This is a genomic window from Shewanella sp. BF02_Schw, from assembly GCF_014596695.2.
Lineage (GTDB): Bacteria > Pseudomonadota > Gammaproteobacteria > Enterobacterales > Shewanellaceae > Shewanella.
Window position 1 is genome coordinate 665,687 of the sequence record NZ_JABKAW020000001.1, and the last position, 16,214, is coordinate 681,900.

Annotated in this window: 17 protein-coding genes; 2 read left to right on the forward strand and 15 right to left on the reverse strand. The window is 42.8% G+C overall.

The genetic code is table 11. The features are described 5' to 3' along the window. Positions 1-364: 364 nt before the first annotated feature. Positions 365-1,396 carry an IS630 family transposase gene (locus HNW13_RS03080; protein WP_124013279.1) on the reverse strand — a complete coding sequence of 344 codons (1,032 nt, stop codon included), beginning with the start codon at positions 1,394-1,396 and terminating at the stop codon, positions 365-367. A 97-nt stretch (positions 1,397-1,493) separates the two neighbouring features. Here HNW13_RS03080 and HNW13_RS03085 point away from each other — a divergent pair, with 97 nt between their 5' ends. Next, positions 1,494-2,501, forward strand: coding sequence for a YHYH protein (locus HNW13_RS03085; RefSeq protein WP_192115318.1), 1,008 nt, complete (start codon positions 1,494-1,496; stop codon positions 2,499-2,501). After that, complete coding sequence (locus HNW13_RS03090; RefSeq protein WP_192115317.1) at positions 2,498-2,812, forward strand: hypothetical protein; 315 nt, start codon at positions 2,498-2,500, stop codon at positions 2,810-2,812. Before HNW13_RS03085 ends, HNW13_RS03090 begins: the two co-directional genes overlap by 4 nt. A 101-nt stretch (positions 2,813-2,913) precedes the next feature. Here the strand turns inward: HNW13_RS03090 and HNW13_RS03095 are convergent, their stop codons facing one another. The 14 genes from HNW13_RS03095 to HNW13_RS03160 form a co-directional block, all read right to left on the reverse strand. Then, on the reverse strand, positions 2,914-3,900 hold the full coding sequence (locus tag HNW13_RS03095; RefSeq protein WP_192115316.1) for an AgmX/PglI C-terminal domain-containing protein: 987 nt from the start codon (positions 3,898-3,900) through the stop codon (positions 2,914-2,916). Between the two features lies 1 nt (position 3,901). Then, entirely contained in the window at positions 3,902-4,435 is a 534-nt protein-coding gene (locus HNW13_RS03100; RefSeq protein ID WP_101087747.1) for a biopolymer transporter ExbD, read from the reverse strand. Then, complete coding sequence (locus tag HNW13_RS03105; RefSeq protein WP_192115315.1) at positions 4,432-4,998, reverse strand: biopolymer transporter ExbD; 567 nt, start codon at positions 4,996-4,998, stop codon at positions 4,432-4,434. The genes HNW13_RS03100 and HNW13_RS03105 overlap by 4 nt, the downstream gene beginning before the upstream one ends. 5 nt (positions 4,999-5,003) lie before the next feature. Then, complete coding sequence (locus tag HNW13_RS03110) at positions 5,004-5,657, reverse strand: MotA/TolQ/ExbB proton channel family protein (protein ID WP_162022681.1); 654 nt, start codon at positions 5,655-5,657, stop codon at positions 5,004-5,006. 153 nt (positions 5,658-5,810) lie between these two features. Then, the gene (locus HNW13_RS03115; RefSeq protein WP_182743853.1) at positions 5,811-6,164 is read right to left on the reverse strand and encodes a hypothetical protein; all 354 of its coding nucleotides are present in this window, start codon (positions 6,162-6,164) and stop codon (positions 5,811-5,813) included. 1 nt (position 6,165) lies between these two features. Next, entirely contained in the window at positions 6,166-6,957 is a 792-nt protein-coding gene (locus tag HNW13_RS03120) for a tetratricopeptide repeat protein (protein ID WP_182743852.1), read from the reverse strand. Continuing rightward, complete coding sequence (locus tag HNW13_RS03125) at positions 6,944-9,994, reverse strand: tetratricopeptide repeat protein (RefSeq protein WP_192115314.1); 3,051 nt, start codon at positions 9,992-9,994, stop codon at positions 6,944-6,946. The genes HNW13_RS03120 and HNW13_RS03125 overlap by 14 nt, the downstream gene beginning before the upstream one ends. Beyond that, positions 9,994-12,222: a hypothetical protein gene (locus HNW13_RS03130; RefSeq protein ID WP_192115313.1), complete on the reverse strand. Its 2,229-nt coding sequence runs from the start codon at positions 12,220-12,222 to the stop codon at positions 9,994-9,996. The genes HNW13_RS03125 and HNW13_RS03130 overlap by 1 nt, the downstream gene beginning before the upstream one ends. 6 nt (positions 12,223-12,228) lie before the next feature. Beyond that, a complete protein-coding gene (locus HNW13_RS03135) occupies positions 12,229-12,789 on the reverse strand; it encodes an AraC family transcriptional regulator (RefSeq protein ID WP_192115312.1) in 561 nt (186 codons plus the stop codon). 54 nt (positions 12,790-12,843) lie between these two features. Next, positions 12,844-13,998, reverse strand: a complete 1,155-nt coding sequence (locus HNW13_RS03140) for a DUF3570 domain-containing protein (protein WP_242445187.1) — start codon at positions 13,996-13,998, stop codon at positions 12,844-12,846. Then, positions 13,985-14,245 (reverse strand): DUF4266 domain-containing protein, encoded by a 261-nt coding sequence (locus tag HNW13_RS03145; RefSeq protein WP_137226525.1) that lies wholly within the window; start codon positions 14,243-14,245, stop codon positions 13,985-13,987. The genes HNW13_RS03140 and HNW13_RS03145 overlap by 14 nt, the downstream gene beginning before the upstream one ends. 4 nt (positions 14,246-14,249) lie before the next feature. Continuing rightward, positions 14,250-14,753 carry a TlpA disulfide reductase family protein gene (locus HNW13_RS03150; RefSeq protein ID WP_101087756.1) on the reverse strand — a complete coding sequence of 168 codons (504 nt, stop codon included), beginning with the start codon at positions 14,751-14,753 and terminating at the stop codon, positions 14,250-14,252. A gap of 77 nt (positions 14,754-14,830) precedes the next feature. Then, positions 14,831-15,493, reverse strand: coding sequence for an outer membrane beta-barrel domain-containing protein (locus HNW13_RS03155; protein ID WP_194956126.1), 663 nt, complete (start codon positions 15,491-15,493; stop codon positions 14,831-14,833). Then, positions 15,463-16,203: an outer membrane beta-barrel protein gene (locus HNW13_RS03160; RefSeq protein ID WP_192115311.1), complete on the reverse strand. Its 741-nt coding sequence runs from the start codon at positions 16,201-16,203 to the stop codon at positions 15,463-15,465. Before HNW13_RS03160 ends, HNW13_RS03155 begins: the two co-directional genes overlap by 31 nt. Positions 16,204-16,214: the final 11 nt, after the last annotated feature.

The following is a 16,214-nucleotide window of genomic DNA, read 5'->3' on the forward strand; positions in this document are numbered from 1 at the left end:
AAACTTACCGATACTTACTTAAGTCATACTTAAAGAAGATAAAAAATTAGTCTAAATATCCATTTATGCTTTTTTTAACACAAAGCAGATTACCTGAGGTTTCACTCCGATACAATCACCCGAGACTAAAAAGCGTGAGCAGTGTAATTAAAGAGGGTTATAACGCGATGTTGCTATGTGTGATGATGTGACGTTTTTTTATGTTAGTTACGTTAATGTGAATAATTTAAATAGAGAATAAAGCATAACAAGGAATGTTAAAAAAGTAATTTAATTCAATGGTATGTTGAGGTTTCGTTAAAAATGCTTGTTTTCTACACTGTTAGTGCACAGTTGTTTAGTAGAGTTATATACTCAAGTGAATTCAAACTGCAGGTTTTAATTTCTGAAAGTTATCATTAATTGTATCACCGAGTGTATCGGCAATATCGGGGAGGGTGATGCTAAAAAAGTCAGTGATTTTTCGTCGGAATTCTTTTGTCGTTGCGAAGTATTGCCCATTCCTCGCATGTTTATTCATTACCTTCCACAATCGTTCTATTGGGTTTAAATTTGGACTATAAGGCGGCAGGTAATGCAATGTTATATTCAGATTTTTAGCCTCTTTAACTACTAAGGCATTTCGATGGTATCCAGCGCCATCAAGCACCAAATGGATAACACCACTTGTTGAGTAACGCGCTCTAATTTGGTTTAAAAAATCGATGATGGATGCACCGTTAACCGTTTTGCTATATTGCTCAATGACCGCTTCTGTTAAGTGACCAAGTCGGATTGCACCAACCACGTTAATACGGGTTCGGCTTCCCGTCGTTTCTATCGGTTTATCAACGCCTTTTTTTATCCAGCCTGCGGTGATTTTTGTGGCTTGGGTCGGATGAACCGCATCCATAAATAATAACGGTTCATCAGGGGTTAACGAGGATTTTAGTTGCTCATAATATTCAATGAAAGCCGTTTGTTTGTCTTCATCAAATTTGTGAGGAACCCCTTTAGGGTTTTTATAGCTGAACTGATGTTTATGCAGCCATTTATTGAGGCCTGACACTGTGTACTTAATCTGAAATTGTTCTGAGATATAAGCGACTATTTGATGGCTATGCAAGTAGGTCACCTCACACAGGTGTGCAATCAATAGTTCAGTTTGCTCTTGACTCAGATAACTTAAGGAGCCGCCACTATTACACGTGAGTTTTTGGTCGTGAGCATAGGCATCAATGTATCGAACTACGGTCGTTTCGTGAATACGTAACGCTTGGGCAATCATTGGCGTTGGCCAATTTTCATCGCGTAGTAAAATGGCTTTAATGCGATCACACTCACGCCTATCACTCGAGCTTTTATGTCGAGTTTCCAATGCTACTTTTTGTTCTGGCGAGAGTGTAATTTGTTTCATGGGGCTATGATGATCCCATTTGGGACAAAATCAAGCATTTTCAATGATCACGGGTATAACCAGTATTTATAAACATAAAAAATTGGGGTGTAGCACAATGCAAATAAAGTCAATTATCGGCTTAATGGTCTCTTGTTCATTGTTTTTAGCAGGTTGTGATGACAGCACAGACAGTATAGCTGACGCGGTTATTGATACGGTAGAAACTGAAGTTGAAGATGTTATAGATAATATTGTTGCTGTCGACCCTTCTCTGTTTGCTCTAAATTCTCTTGAATCTATTGAAATGGTTGATTGTACTTTGTCTAATGGTGATGCAAGTACTTGTTACTCGGTTACCGTAAATGGTTTTCCAGCAGATCGAAATGAACTAGGTCCTTTTTGTCCAGAAAGCACTGAAACAACCGCAGAAGATGCTGGTAAATGGTTTGATGGTGGCGTGTTATATGATTTAACGGGCTCGTTCGTGTCAAATCTGAGTGTATTTTATGGTGACAGCAAATGGCAGTTATACGACAAAGATACCGGTTTGGTTAATATTACTGACACCCAACTTGCTTGTGAGGCAGCAGTAAGACCTGATGTAGCTGCTGAATACAATAACTTTTGTGTGCAATGTGATATCAGCTATTACAACGAGGCTGCAGGTGAGGGCGTTTCTAGCACTTACTTAATTCCGGTAACGCCGGTGCTTCGAGATACCCCTGAAGATATTGAACATACCGATGTTGGGGTAGCATTTAACGGTGTCAATCTTGCCGCAGCAGCGCCAACACAAGCTATTTTAAGTGCATACACTATCGCTGCATTTGACGACTGCATTGGCCATGTTAATCCAGTTGCTGGTTATCATTATCATGGTGCCAATCATGGTGATGGTACTTGCCCTGCGATTGATTATGAAAACGATGGTCATGGCGGTGCTTTTGCTTATGCAATGGACGGTTTTGCAATTCATAGCATGCTTAACCAAAGTGGCGAAGAAGAAACTGATTTAGATGAATGCCGTGGGCATAGTGATGATAATCGTGGTTATCACTACCATGCAGCAGGTGCAGGCGAAAATACCTTTATTGGCTGCTTTGCCGGTGAGGTTGCAAGATGATAAAAGCTCACTTGAAATTACTCAATACGATGGCCATTTTAGTAACATTATGCTTAACTTGCTTGCCCGCATTAGCACATGAAGAACATGTTTTCAAAGCGCCTTGGAATGCCTGCGCTGATGCGGTTAAAACGCAACAATGTTCATACACCAATGTTAATGGTGATTTGTTGAAAGGTACTTGCAGAGTGTTTAACGAGGCATTGATGTGTGTGAGAAATCAACCCATCATTGCCGCTGAAAATGTAACACCTAAAGATGTTGCAGAAATAACGGTATCAGCAAGTCTCGATAAGCATGGCGGTCATTAGTTAGTTTATACAGTTATGTCCGCAGGATAGATAAAAAGCAGGTAATGAGTTTTCTCATTACCTGCTTTTTTGATCTTTCTTCATTTAACTTGCAAAGTAAATCAACTCGGGAAGAAGTCTATGGCCCAGATGGTGGTCATTAGCGCGACTTTTTCTGCTGGGAAGCTGATTGAACGTAATACCAAGGTTAATTGACGCTCTAACTTGGGGTTATTGAGTTCGCTTGATTTAATCGTTACCTTGCTGATATTGCCATTGGGTTGTATGACAATTTCAAACATCACTTTGCCTTTTAAAAACGGATCTTTTCGAAGTGCACGATTGTATAACGAATAAAGCCGCGATTTATTGGCCTCTAATGTTCGTCTTAATGCTGCTTCTGAACGTTGTCCATTTTGGCTCGCTTGGCTGGCTTTTTCAGAAACGGCCCCTTGGCTTGCCAATACTTCCTCTTTTGCTAAGCGAATTTGTTGGGTTTCGTTGCCTGTTAACGACCCAGCAGCAACAGTTTTACTGATAGTTGATTTTGCCAAGCTGTCAGTTTGTTTATTGGCCGCACCAGCTAATAAATCACGTTTTACTTTGACTTCTTGAGACGTGGTTTGGTCAAGTTTGCGTTGCGCTGTAGGTTTAATATCAAAGGCTTCGCGCATTGAAAAAAGCTCATCTTTCATCGCCGCTAAGCCTGATGTGCTGGCTTTCTCTTTTGCAGCGTCACGTGTTACTGGTTGAACAACTTGAGGTTTTACAGCTTGTTCAACAGGTTTTTCGGGTGCCTTTTCTTCTGGTGGTGCAGGCTCCGGTTCAGGCAATGGTTCAGGCGGTTTCACCTCAGGTTTGACTGGTGGAGGTAATTGCTTTTCTTGCAAGATGATTTTGGCTAATTGCGGTGGTACTTGCTCTTTTACTTCACGTGGAAGTTCAATTTGTTCAAGCATGGGCACTACGACCGCAAAGACGACATAAACTAACAGCAACAACCACAAAATCTGTTTAAACAGTTTGTCTTGTTTACTGGGTTTAAATAAGTCGCCTAAATCATTAAAGCTCTGATTGGTTTGGTGATGGTGTAAGGTTGCTGTTGTCATATTAGCCCTCACCATTAGCTTGTTTTGCTTGTTGTTCAACCGCCAACGAAATATCTCGGTAACCGGTTGCAGCACAAGCAGCCATAATTTGCTTAAGAACAACATAAGGCGTGGATGCATCACCAATAATGGTTACTGCCCGGCCATTTTGTTGCTCGGTTTCGCTAAGCTCGCTGCGTTTACTGGCTTGATAGGTCAGTTCGTTGGTTAAGGCATTAATAAACTCAGGATTTTGTTGTTCGGTTAAGCCTATTTCATCAGTACCTTTTTGCCATATAGGGCGCTCTTGCACTAATACGGTGTCGGTAAACACTGTAATCACCAGGTTTTCAACTGGCAGTACATCTGCAACAGACACGGGCAAACTGATTTTTTCGATATTTTGCAGTACTCGCACTTCAGATTGATTCACAATTAAGAAAAACACCAAAATGGTAAAAATATCCATTAATGCAACAAGGTTGAGCTTACTGCCAGCTTTTAAGCGTTTGTGGTGTTTAGCTAATCTGCGGCTTCTTGCCGATTGCTTCATCATGGCTTAGCTCCTACTGGTTTTCCAATAGTGGTCTGCGCCGGTGTGGCGATGTCTGCATCATTAACGGCAGACGCATCACCTAATGAGATCATCGGAAACAATTCAGCATCAACTAAATTGGCTGCCACTACCGCTTTAAATGATCGCACCGTGTCCATGGCAGACACGATGGTTTGATAGTCAACCGCTGGGTCGAGTAACAATACTATGTCATTTTTTTCAATACCTTGTTGTTGAAATGTCAGCTTTAAGTCTTGTAGATAAACAGACAACGCGGCGAAATCATAACCTTTATCAGTCAGTTCAAAATGTTTAAGTGACATGCCGGCTGGGTAGTTTAGTGCTAAGCGAGCTGGGGTTATCACCAATTCGAGTATTTTAGGTTCTTGATCATCTTGTGCTTGCTCAGCTTCAGACAATACCGGTAATTGCAGATTCAAAATACGCACTTGTGAGAACACCAAGCTCAGCAGAAGTACTGGCACTAACACAATCATCAAATTCATGAATGAGGTGATATCCAGTTCTGCGTCTTGGGTATTAGGGCGACGACGGCGTGTCATACTCATTAGCCTCGGTTGTTATCCGTTTGCTTGTTAAATGACAATGAATTGAGCAGTTTGATGCCTGCCATTTCAATTGAGTCAACGATGGTTGCCGTTTTAGTCTGTAGGCTTGAGTGAAATAAAATCAGCGGAATGGCGGTAATCAAACCAAATGCGGTGGTGTTCATCGCAACCGAAATACTAGAAGACAATAAGTTGGCTTTTTCAGCTGGATCGGCGCTAGCCACTGCCGAGAATGCTGCGATTAAGCCCATAATGGTACCTAATAGACCCAATAAGGTGGCGATGTTAGCGAGCGTTGCTATAAATGGCGTACGCTTTTCAAGGCGTAACATGTATTCCATCACGGTTTCTTCCATGGCGTATTCTACGTCTTCACGGCGACTTGCACTTGATATACGGGCAATACCAGACTGCAACACGTCAAACACAGGCGCTTTATGGTTTTGTGCATGCTGACTAATGGTATTGATGTCACCTGTTTTTAAGGCATTTTTAATCAGCGCAAAAGCTTGCTGGTTACTACGATGTGCAGAGCTTAAATATAACCAGCGCTCAATGGTAATGGCCAAACCGACCACTAACACTAAGGCGATAGGATAGATAAATGGGCCGCCATTTTGTAAAAACGCAATGATATGGTCGGTAAAACTCATGTGATGTTCCTTCTCTTATTGTCGTATTGAACACTGGAGTTAATGGCTACAGGTGTTCAATTATTTTTGTTAGGTGTTACTCAGTTTTTGGCTAGCATGTTGCTTATTTAATGGCTTATTTAATGGCTTATTTAAAAGCTTATTACAGGGTGTTTATTGATTATTTTCTGGTGTGCCGTTGGCAAAATCCCTGACTTGTTGTCGAAATACTTTTGGATTGATAGGCCTAAACTCAGGCAGCGTCAGTCGCATGCCTTCGTTGTTAATGTCTATCGGATTATTGATCCCTTGCCATGGCATAATATAAAGCACTTTGGGTTGCTCTTGTGAGCCCGTCACTTGGCTTTGAATGACGACAGGTTTGTTGCTCGCTGGTTTCACCGCTTGTTGCTTTTCAGTGTCATCATTGGCCGTAGCCTGAGCTGATACACTCAGTAAACAAGTGGCTAACACCAGTGGTAATGCGCGATGACAACAGATTGTTTGAAACACTTTTAGCATGGTCATCTTAGCCTGCTCCATTAGCATTGTCGGGTAATGTTAACCCTGCGCGTTGAATTTTTATTTCTACGCCAGCGAGCCAACGTTTGGCTTGTTCATCATTTGGCTGATTAGCCAAATACGCCAGGTAGTATTGGCGGGCTTGCAACAACTTACCGCGATATAACTCTAATAAAATCGCCAAATTTAATTGTGCTTGTGGGTATTGAGGCCACAGAGTTAGCGCCGTTAAATAACCTTGCTCAGCCTGAGCATACTGGCCTTGTACCCTTGCTATATTAGCTTTAATTTGGTGGGCATAAGGATTGCTGTTATTAACCGCAATCGCTTTTGCGAGCAGTGCATCGGCTTGATCTAATTGCTGCTGATTTATTGCTATGATGGCTTTATTGACATAGGCGCCCGACAATTGAGGCTCTGCAACAATCACTTTATCAAACAAACTATTCGCCGCTTGCCATTGCTGGTTTTTCATGTGGCTAATGGCTTGCTGATATTGACTCAATACCGATGTGGGCACATCGGCTAACCGCTGTGAGGCTTGTTCAAGATACATATTACGGTTATCCGTTGAGCCAGCACTGATACTGGTGCTGTTATTGACACTTTTTGTATTGAGGCTAACTAAGTCGACAATGTCTTTGTCCATGCCCTTTAGGCTTGGGTCCGTAGTGGTTTGCTTGTTGGCGTTAGTGCCACTAGGTGACGTACTACAACCGGGTAACAGCATAAGGCTTACTAGCGCGAATAGTGCCAGTTTCGGTGTCGATGAGGTAAATAATGACTTAATGGATAGCATCGATAACCTCATGCGTTAACTCTTGTTTTTGATAAAGGGCAGGGGACATTTGTGCCAAGCGTTCAAAGCTTTTTTCAATCCATTGATCAACAATATCATCCCATGCTCTTTGGGTATTGCTGATGTGAATTTCGATGGCTTTCTCTTCAAATGGATAAGCCAGCTCTTCGAGTAAAATCTCGTACTCTTCCAAGGCTAATTCATCTAAGTCGCCAGGGCGTTGTGAGCTCATCATGTCGGCTGCAAGTTGGCGATACATTTCAGCGAGGTTATATGTTGCATGAGGAACGTATTTGGCTAATTGAAAGTCGAGCACTTGTTGATAATAACCAATGGCTTTTTTCATCGTATCTTGTTTGCGCTTCAAGCTTTTTTGCAACGGTGCGTTGAGTTTAATTGCCGCAAAACTGCGTTGTTCAGCTTCACCCAAGGAAAATGCTGCGATAGAGGCAAGTTCAATTTGACGAGCTTGAATGGCATTCGCATCTTGCTGCAATTGTTTGCGATCAAAGCTTAGGATTTGTCTAAACCAGTAATATTGCTTATTAGCTTCACCGCTTTGGCGGTAAAACTCACTCATTTTAAAGCGAACCTCTTGTGCTACATCAAACGGTTGTGGGTAGGTTTTAGCATAAGTTCTAAAGGTGCTGAGTGCGCTACTGTTATCGCCTGCTTTTAAATAATACTCCGCCGCAGTGTATTGAGCTTCACGCTTTAATGCGCTGGGCTTTTCATTGGCGACAATGATCAAAAGCTGCTCGGCGGCTAAATCCCATTGGGCTAGTGCTTCATAGGATTGAGCTAATTTAGCTGGAATGACCGCGCTAAACTCATGGTGTGGATAACGTTGCTGAAACGGTTTTAATACGTCGACCGCTTCTTGCCAGCGTTGTTGTTCAAGCAATAAGTTTGCTGCATCGAGTTCGGCATTAACCGCATATTTTGATTCGGGCACCGCTTGAGCAACGCGTAATAACTGGCTTACGGCTAATTCTGGCTCGGTTTGTTTAACGGCTTGCGCTTGGAAATAAATGCTTGAAGCCAACAGGTTACGCATTTCTGACCACGAGTCAGTGCTCTTGTCTGTGTACTGCAGCGCTAAAATGTAACCCTCTTCAGCTTGCGCGTATTGCTCTTGCTGATACAAGCTATTGGCATAAAGCTGGCTGACAAACTGCACTTGCTTACGGGCAGCGTCTGACAACGGCGTGGCAGTTTGCACTGAGCTTACCGCATTATTGATCGTGTGAATGGCGTGGGCTTGTAATACAAAATCAGTAAAGTATTTAAGGTCGGTGTAGTTTTTAGCATCAAACGAATATTGGGCGGCGTTACTGGCGAGCTGTAAGGCACGCTCGTCAGATGGATACTGATTGATAAAGTCTTTATCTAGCTGATTACGTTGTGAAATGAGTGTAGTGTAATCATCAGTATTACTTTGACCACTTTGTTTTTGTTGGCTTTGATCATGTTGCGAAATGATTTCGCGTATGGTGACGGTTGTTGCGTAAGCCGATTGCTGTTGTATCTTACGCAAGGCTGCCGACGTTGCTGTGGTGTCATAGGCAATGGCGTAATAACTGGCAAGCGCTTGCTGATATTGTTTTGCTTCAAAATTGGCGTCAGCAAACAAGTACTCGTCATTAAGAATATCTCTAGTGAGTAACGTGCTGGCTTGAGGTAATTTGGCCAATTGTAAATAGGTGTTTAATGCGCTGGCAGCCTGTGCGAAAGCGCTAACTCGTTGTGCGCCTTGTTGAGTTTGCGCATCGGCGTACAAACGACGGCTATGCTCGTCACTAAAGCTAAGCAGTTGTGGCAATAGCTCCGCTTGCTGCGCTTTGTTGGCATTTACCCAAAAAGTGCTGCTAAGACCATATTGATTAACATAGTCATTTTTCAGCTGATGCATTGCTGCAAACTTGCCTTGACGCTGATAAAGGTCGAGCAAATTTAGCGAATAGCGAGCTGCCCAGATATTATCTGGCGCCAAATCGATGTATGCCTGATAAGTTAGTTCTGCATCATGGTCGAGTTTTTTGTCGAGTAAAAATTGGGCCAAATTGGCAAATAATACATGCTGATATAAGTTGATATTCGGCAAGGATTGATTCGCGTCAACTAAGGAAACTAACGACTGAGATTGCAGTTGTTGGCTTAAAGAAATGCTCAATACTCTTTGAGTATCAATCGCCAAATTTTGCGCGCGGCTGCCGAGCTTTTCAAAAGCAAAGTTGTCGGAGGTTAAGTTTGCAACATCACGATTACTTTGTTGGCTGACCACTAAGGCTTCAAACACTTGCAAGAATGCTTTGTCGGCATTGGCAAGTCGATTGAGTTTAAATTCGGACCAGCCGAGCATATATAAACTGTTCAGTTGGTATTTTTGATTATCATTAGCGGTTAATACTTGCTGATATGCTGTAATGGCTGCAGAGTAATTCTGTAAGTTGTAATAGATTTCACCGCGTCTAAAGTTAAGCTCGGCAAGATACATTGTCTGCGGATAGTGTCGCAGTAATGATTCAACTTCAGCCAAACTCGCATCCAATTTACCCTGTAAATCGAGCGCTTTAGCTAATTGATATTGTATGTGTTCGTTTTCAGGTCGTTGCGGATAACGCTGCAATAATTGTTGATATTCGTTAACTAATTTTTGCAGTGCCGCATCGTTTTGAGTCAACTGAGCTAGCACTTGACTGTCTGGTTGCGACTCATCATCGAGGTCTGCATAAGACTGGGCTTCAAATGATTCGGTATTGATTTGCGCTAAGCGATATTCAACGTGCGTCCGGATTTCAGGATCGGGTTCAAGTGTCAGCAATTGCTGATAAATATTAGCCAACTTGGCACTGCGTTGAGTTTGGCTCATTTCAACACTCGCTACCGTTTCGCTGCTGCGTTTGTTGGCCAAATCGCCTAAGCTAGTGCGTTTAGCTTGTTGAGCATAATCAGCCTGCCCACTGCTATAGCACCCCGATAATGCAATACCACTGATTAAGATTAATGCGCCTGATAAATAAGCCGATACTGACATTAGCGCGCTCCTTGTGCAGCTGACTCAACTACAGTGGAATCACTTTCAGTCGATTTGTTTACCACCGATTCGTTTGCTGAGAAGGGATTGATTGGCGCAGTGTCTGCTTGTGACATTTGTTCTAATACATTGGCCATTTGGTGGCGAGTGGTGAGCAGTAGTTGCTGTAACGTATATTGTTGTTGCTGGGTAAAAATGCTCATTTTGCCACGAATATCTCGGTCGGTTTTGTCACGCAGTCCGGTAATATTAACGTTCGTGCTGTTAATGTCGGTTTGGGTTTGTTGTTGACGTAACTCAAAGTCAGATAACAAGCGGGTGTTACTAGACAATGCACTAAATCGATTGGCTTGTCGTTCAAGCTGTTCAAGTTGTGTTGTTAATTGCTTCAGGCTTTTTTTATGCTGCCAAAGTCGTTGTGGCAATGTTTGCTGTAATTGCCACTGCAACACCCCTTTAATCCTATCAAGTCGTTGTTGTTCGTCGTCGATATTACGTTGAGTCGCCAATGTAGTTAACCTGGTTTGGCTGGCATCAATACGGTCTATCCATTGTTGCTGACTTGGGTCGGCAAACACTTGGGCATCTTGTTCAGCTTCTGCTTGATCAATAATCTTGGCAATACGTTGTTTTTGCTCTGTGAGAGCGTTAATCATCTCTGTGTAGGCGAGCTGTTTTTGTTGTTCAATGACGCGGGCTTGGCGCTGGGTGTTGAGCGCTAAAGTGTCCTTTAACCATTGACTGTTAATCTGTTGTTTTTGCACATTGTCGCTAAGTAAATCAAGGCTTAATAAGGTGTGATAATCGGTCGCTAATTGCGGGGCATTTAAGGCTTTTTTTAGCCAAGGCGAATCAGTGCTAAAACGCTCGGTAAGGATAAGCTCCAACGCGTCAGACTTGGTTGCCAAGGAAGGTGTTTGTTGATCTACTGTCTTACTGGCAAAGTCGGTGACATTGCTAATGGTGCTAACTGTTTCTGCAAACCCTTTTATCTCGACAATTTTTTGTAAATACAGCTGTTCAGCTTGCTGATACAAGGTTAATCCTTGTGCTAAAGATTGCTGCTCACTGACTTGTTTCGCATTTAATAACGCGGCTTGCCAAGCTAAATTTGAATAGGGGTATTTCTGCTGCAATAGCGTGAGTAATTTAAATGACATGTCATAGTGCTGTTGTTGCTGGGCCGAGTAGGCAAATAAAAACAAAGCGGATTCAGCGTAAGGGCTTTGCTCAGGAAAGTCGGCCAGTTCGTTATAGGCTAAATCGTATTGTTTATTGGCAACATACAACTGAGCCAACAGTAACTTTGCATAATCATTGACGGCTTGTTGTTGCAACAAGGCGTCCTTAACTTCTGGTAATAACTCGTCGTTATCGTCAAAAATATTGGGTTCAGCAAAAGGGTTAAACACTTGCTGCCAAAAATTAATCTTGGGTGGCTGCCATTGTTGGCTTTTAAGCTCTATTAATATAGGTTGTGCTGCACTGTATTGCTGTTGCTCCATGTGCAACAACGCCTGGTTTAAGGCGATGTAGGCGGCAGATGAACTTGCTGGTGGCTGGTCATCTTCTGATGTTGATTGTTGCTGTACTTGCGCGGTTAACGGCGGCGCATCTGGCCAATAAGCTAATTGATTTAACACATGATATTGTTCGACATAATCGGGCAGTAATGTGGTAATTCTGCCTAGCGTAAGTTTGGCTGTATCAATGTTGCCGTGTTCAATTTGCTGTTCGCTGAGCTGCAACAAAGCGATTAATAATAATTCAGTTGGCGATGTGGCTGACTTCGTTTTGCTGCTATTGGTATTAGTACTGTTATTCGCTGTGGTTTGGGTCGAAGTATTTGCTTGTTGTTCAAATTGTGCCAAGGTTTGGGTGGCTTGCTCGTGCAAGCCAATCGACACTTGTAGTCCGGCTTCGAACAATTGGCTGCGATCAGAATAGATCTCTTTGCGTTGATGGTTGAGGCTAATTTGCCTCAATGCTGCGCCATAATCGCCAGCAAAATAAAAGTACAATGCTTGGCGGTAAAATTTATCTTCTAGATCGGTTTTAGGCGCAGATACACTTACAGAGTTTTTTATTGATTTTTCTGCCGCTTGAAGCTCGGTAGTGTGCAAGAGGGTTAAGCAACTGCATAGCATGGCTGCACAGCCCAAAACTCGTGTAAGTTGGTTACCGATGTGAGCTAGCATAAGGCTAAATGATTGAGTGTTAACGGCCATTGTTGTTTACAATACCCACTGTTCGACTTTGATATCAGCCCGATAGCTTGATTCACTGTCTTCGACTTTGAGTTCTATCATTACTGTTTCATCGGTTTTATCAAAATTATGGCTAATGGCCCGTTGCACTGTACGACCTTCGGCATCATTGCCAGTAAATATTGCGGTTAGCAGGTGAGGGCCCATTTTAAGATTACCCAGGTAAATACGCTGAATTCCACCTTGTTCTAATGCTTTGCGTTGACGTTCGGTATATAAAAAACCGCTAACATTATTGTCGTCAATTTTTAACTCAACACTGTCGAGTTTGAGAAATCGGCCCACATCAACCGACACAAAAACCGCGATTTGGGTGCTGGCAGGAAACAATAAATCTTCTTCTAAAATAAATAGATCGCGATTGAGTTTTAGTACTTGGCTTTTAATGTCTTCAAGCTCGCTGGCTAATGCACCATTGCCTTGTTTGGTATCTTCAGCTTGGGCTGGTGATGCAAATAAACCAGCAATCAGTAACATTGCTGCGAATAACCTCGTTAAAAAAGCACCCCATTTACGGTCGGTAGTCATAGTTATGGCCTTGGCAATTACGTTGTTAAAAGTATCAATATTTAGGGCGATCAATTAAAAATACACGCTGACAAAAGCGCGGATGACATTGGCAGAGAACCCATAAAACGGTTCGTTGCCCACTCCGCCATCTGCGGTAGGGTCTCTAAAGTTATTGTATTGAAAGTCAATATAATCCCATTGCAGCGATGCTTCTGAACGCGTGTCGCCAAACGATACCGAGGCGGGTAATTGATAGGTAATGCCTATCCCGTAAGTGATGTCGCTAAAGTCACTGAGTTCTTTGTCGCGTGCAAGGTAGTTTTGCGCGTCGCGATAAGGAAACAAGTCACTGTAAAATTCAGCTTGAGTTTGCTGGTAATAACGCACTTTAAATTCTAATTCGATACTGTCGCCTAGTGGATGTCGATATCCAAGCTCTACATCACTGGCGGTGATTTCCCAGCTGTCGTTAAAGTGGCGGTAATGAAAAAACAAGGCTGCGCGATAAGGTAAAAAGTAACTGGCCGAGAACTTTGCTGCAAACGAGTTGCGGGTTTCTGGGTACACTTCTGCCTGATAAGCCACACCAGATGGAACGCTGTTGTCTATGTATCTCACTGTGCGGTATGGGTTATTTAAATAGCCGCTGTCTGCTATAGCTTCAACGTTAAAGCTGGCTGTAAGGTTGCGGGTTAACACTTGATTGATGCCAGCGCGAATCCGATATTGCTCGCTCTGCTCTTCAAACTGGTCGTCACCATTACGGCGAATCTCATTGTCGCCATAAGACAAACCCAGATTTAAATTGGTTAAATCGCCAAAGGTGTCTTGTGACACATTGATGCTAAATGATTGGGCTAAATAATCGTCTTCATCACTTTGACGCAGGTTAAACGACATCAAGGTTTTGTCATGCAGGTATTCAACCCCAAATTGTCCTTCGTTACGCTTTTCTGTGTACGCACTGGCAGTGCTGATAACGTCCACAGATGCGGATGAAATACTGTCTAAATAATAATATGCGGTAAATGCGACCGATTCAGAGGTCTTTTTTCTGAGTAACACTGACGGACCATCAATGGTCATGCCGCCACCTTCGTAGCTGTGATATAACACGTCAGCGCGATCAGGATCGAGCACTGCAGCTTGGGCAGACAAACACGTCATACTGACAAGTAATGCCGTGAATAGCTTAATGCTTTTATTGAGCAAATTAGTTACAGCCACAACCACCACCTCCGGTTCCTTCAGCGCCACGGGCCGATTCACGACCTTCAAGTACGTGAGCCATATGCATGCTGGCACTTGGATGGCGATTTAAGCGCATGATGGGGTCGGCTAAATTTTGACGCTCGTAAGGTTTAACCCAAGGCTCAATGCCCATACTCGTGCAGCCACTCAAAGTAATTAAGCTTAATAGCGCAATGCAATTAAGCGATAAAGCAGTGATACGAGGAGATAAGGTTTTTTTCATCAATTTACTCCCTAATCAGCTGTTTAATAGCGGCAGCATACTTTTTATCAAAGCCGTCTTTATAGCCTTGAAATACAAAGCGCACATTACCATCGCGATCAATAATCACTGTGGTTGGCATGGCTTCAACTTGATAGGTCTTAGACAAAGAATTGGTTTGGTCGAAAAATATTGGGAAACGTAAATCAAGATCGGCTAGAAAGTCTTTGCCTGCTTGGTTTTCTTGTTCAACATTAATGCCCCAGACTTGAACGCCGAGGTCTTGATACTTATCTTGTAATTTTTGCAAAATCGGCATTTCTTTACGGCATGGTCCACACCAAGATGCCCAAAAGTTGATCAAGATAATCTCGCCACGTTGCTCGGCTAAATTGAGGTTAGTCCCTTGCTGGTTTTTTAAGGTGAAGTCGGGTGCAGCTTGGCCAAGCGTGAGCGCCTGTACCTGCATCGACAACAATATTGCACCTAATGCAATAAGACATTTACCACTAAATCGACTGAACAACATTGTATTTCCTTATTGGTTTTTCACTTTTGCTACTCGAATATTCTATGGTCTCTTTTAACGACCACTATCGAGGTGGATTAAAAATAGAACGACACACCCGTAGCAAAATTCAGATTATGGGTTGTTTTAGACGCGCCAGTAACCTCGGTATTAAACAGGTAATCACTCATGCTTAAATCCCATGCTATCCAGTCGGTTAAAAATACTCGGTAGTTTGCAGTGAGGTTGACGGTAAATTGCTCGTCACCGGCAAACTCGGTACTGCCGCCACCTAATTCAATCGAAAAGACACTGTTAAACACTGTGTCTTTGCTGAAAAAGATCTCACCAGGCAGTAGGTTATAACCAATGTTTAAGCCGTAATAAGTTAACTCGCGCTCAGCATCAGTTAACAATGGCGCCGCATTAGACAATTTTTCAAAACTGGTTTCACCCGCTTTGGCTTGGGCATAACGCGCTTTGACATAAAAATGTTCGCTGATGTGGTAACCCACATGCGCACTTATCCAAGGGTTTGATTCAAAATCTTCAATCGACAAAATACCGCCTTGAATACCCACTTCAACGTTTTCAGTATCGATAACATCATCAAGCACAGTGCGACGTTCTACATCGGCTTTGACGGTATTAGGGGTATCGTCTGCGGCAAATGCTGCTGAGCTTGGCATTAATGCGGTCAACGCTAAAGTACTAGCAGTGAACAAAGGCACTAAAAAAATACGCTGAATCCTATTTTCCATGTTTGGATCTCTTCATTTTCATCTCGGTCGGTTAAGGCTAACGAGAGTTTATATTCGGCCCGTAATAAAAAGTTACGTGCAAGGTGATATTTAATGCCAGCTGCCGCACTCATTATGGTGCTGCGGCGCGCTTCGGTGTCGGCTAACACACTATGGGGTTCGGTATTAATGATCCCCGCGCCAACGCCAATGTATGGCACGACAATTAACTCGGGTAAAAGTTGGCTAAACAGCATGACTTCAAATACATCACTGTCTGAAATACTCCCCAGTGCTTTACCTGCTGATATTTCAGCGCTAAATACTGGGGTAAATGCATAGCCCGCATAAATATTGTAGAAGTTGGCACCTTCTAAATCGCCGTACATTACACCGGCTTCAATTTGGCGATTGATGACGTCTTGTTCTGTTATCAAGTTAACGTCAATGGCTTGGCCATCTTGGGATAAACCCTTTAGGTTATCTTCATGAAACCAGCCTTCAACGCCACGTTTGTTTAGTACTTTTAACCAAGACGTTCGCTTAAGCAACACCGTTACCATTTCGTTTTGCTCGATAACTGAAACCACCGGATAGCCATCACTTGGCCCTGAATGCAGCTCAATAAAGGGCACATCGATCCGCAAACTTGGGTTGTCGTCGGCCTGTAATACGGGGCTTAAACACAGTATTGTCAGTAGCAAAAAGGTGTTTCGTAAATATGTTTGCATAATTCCCTATC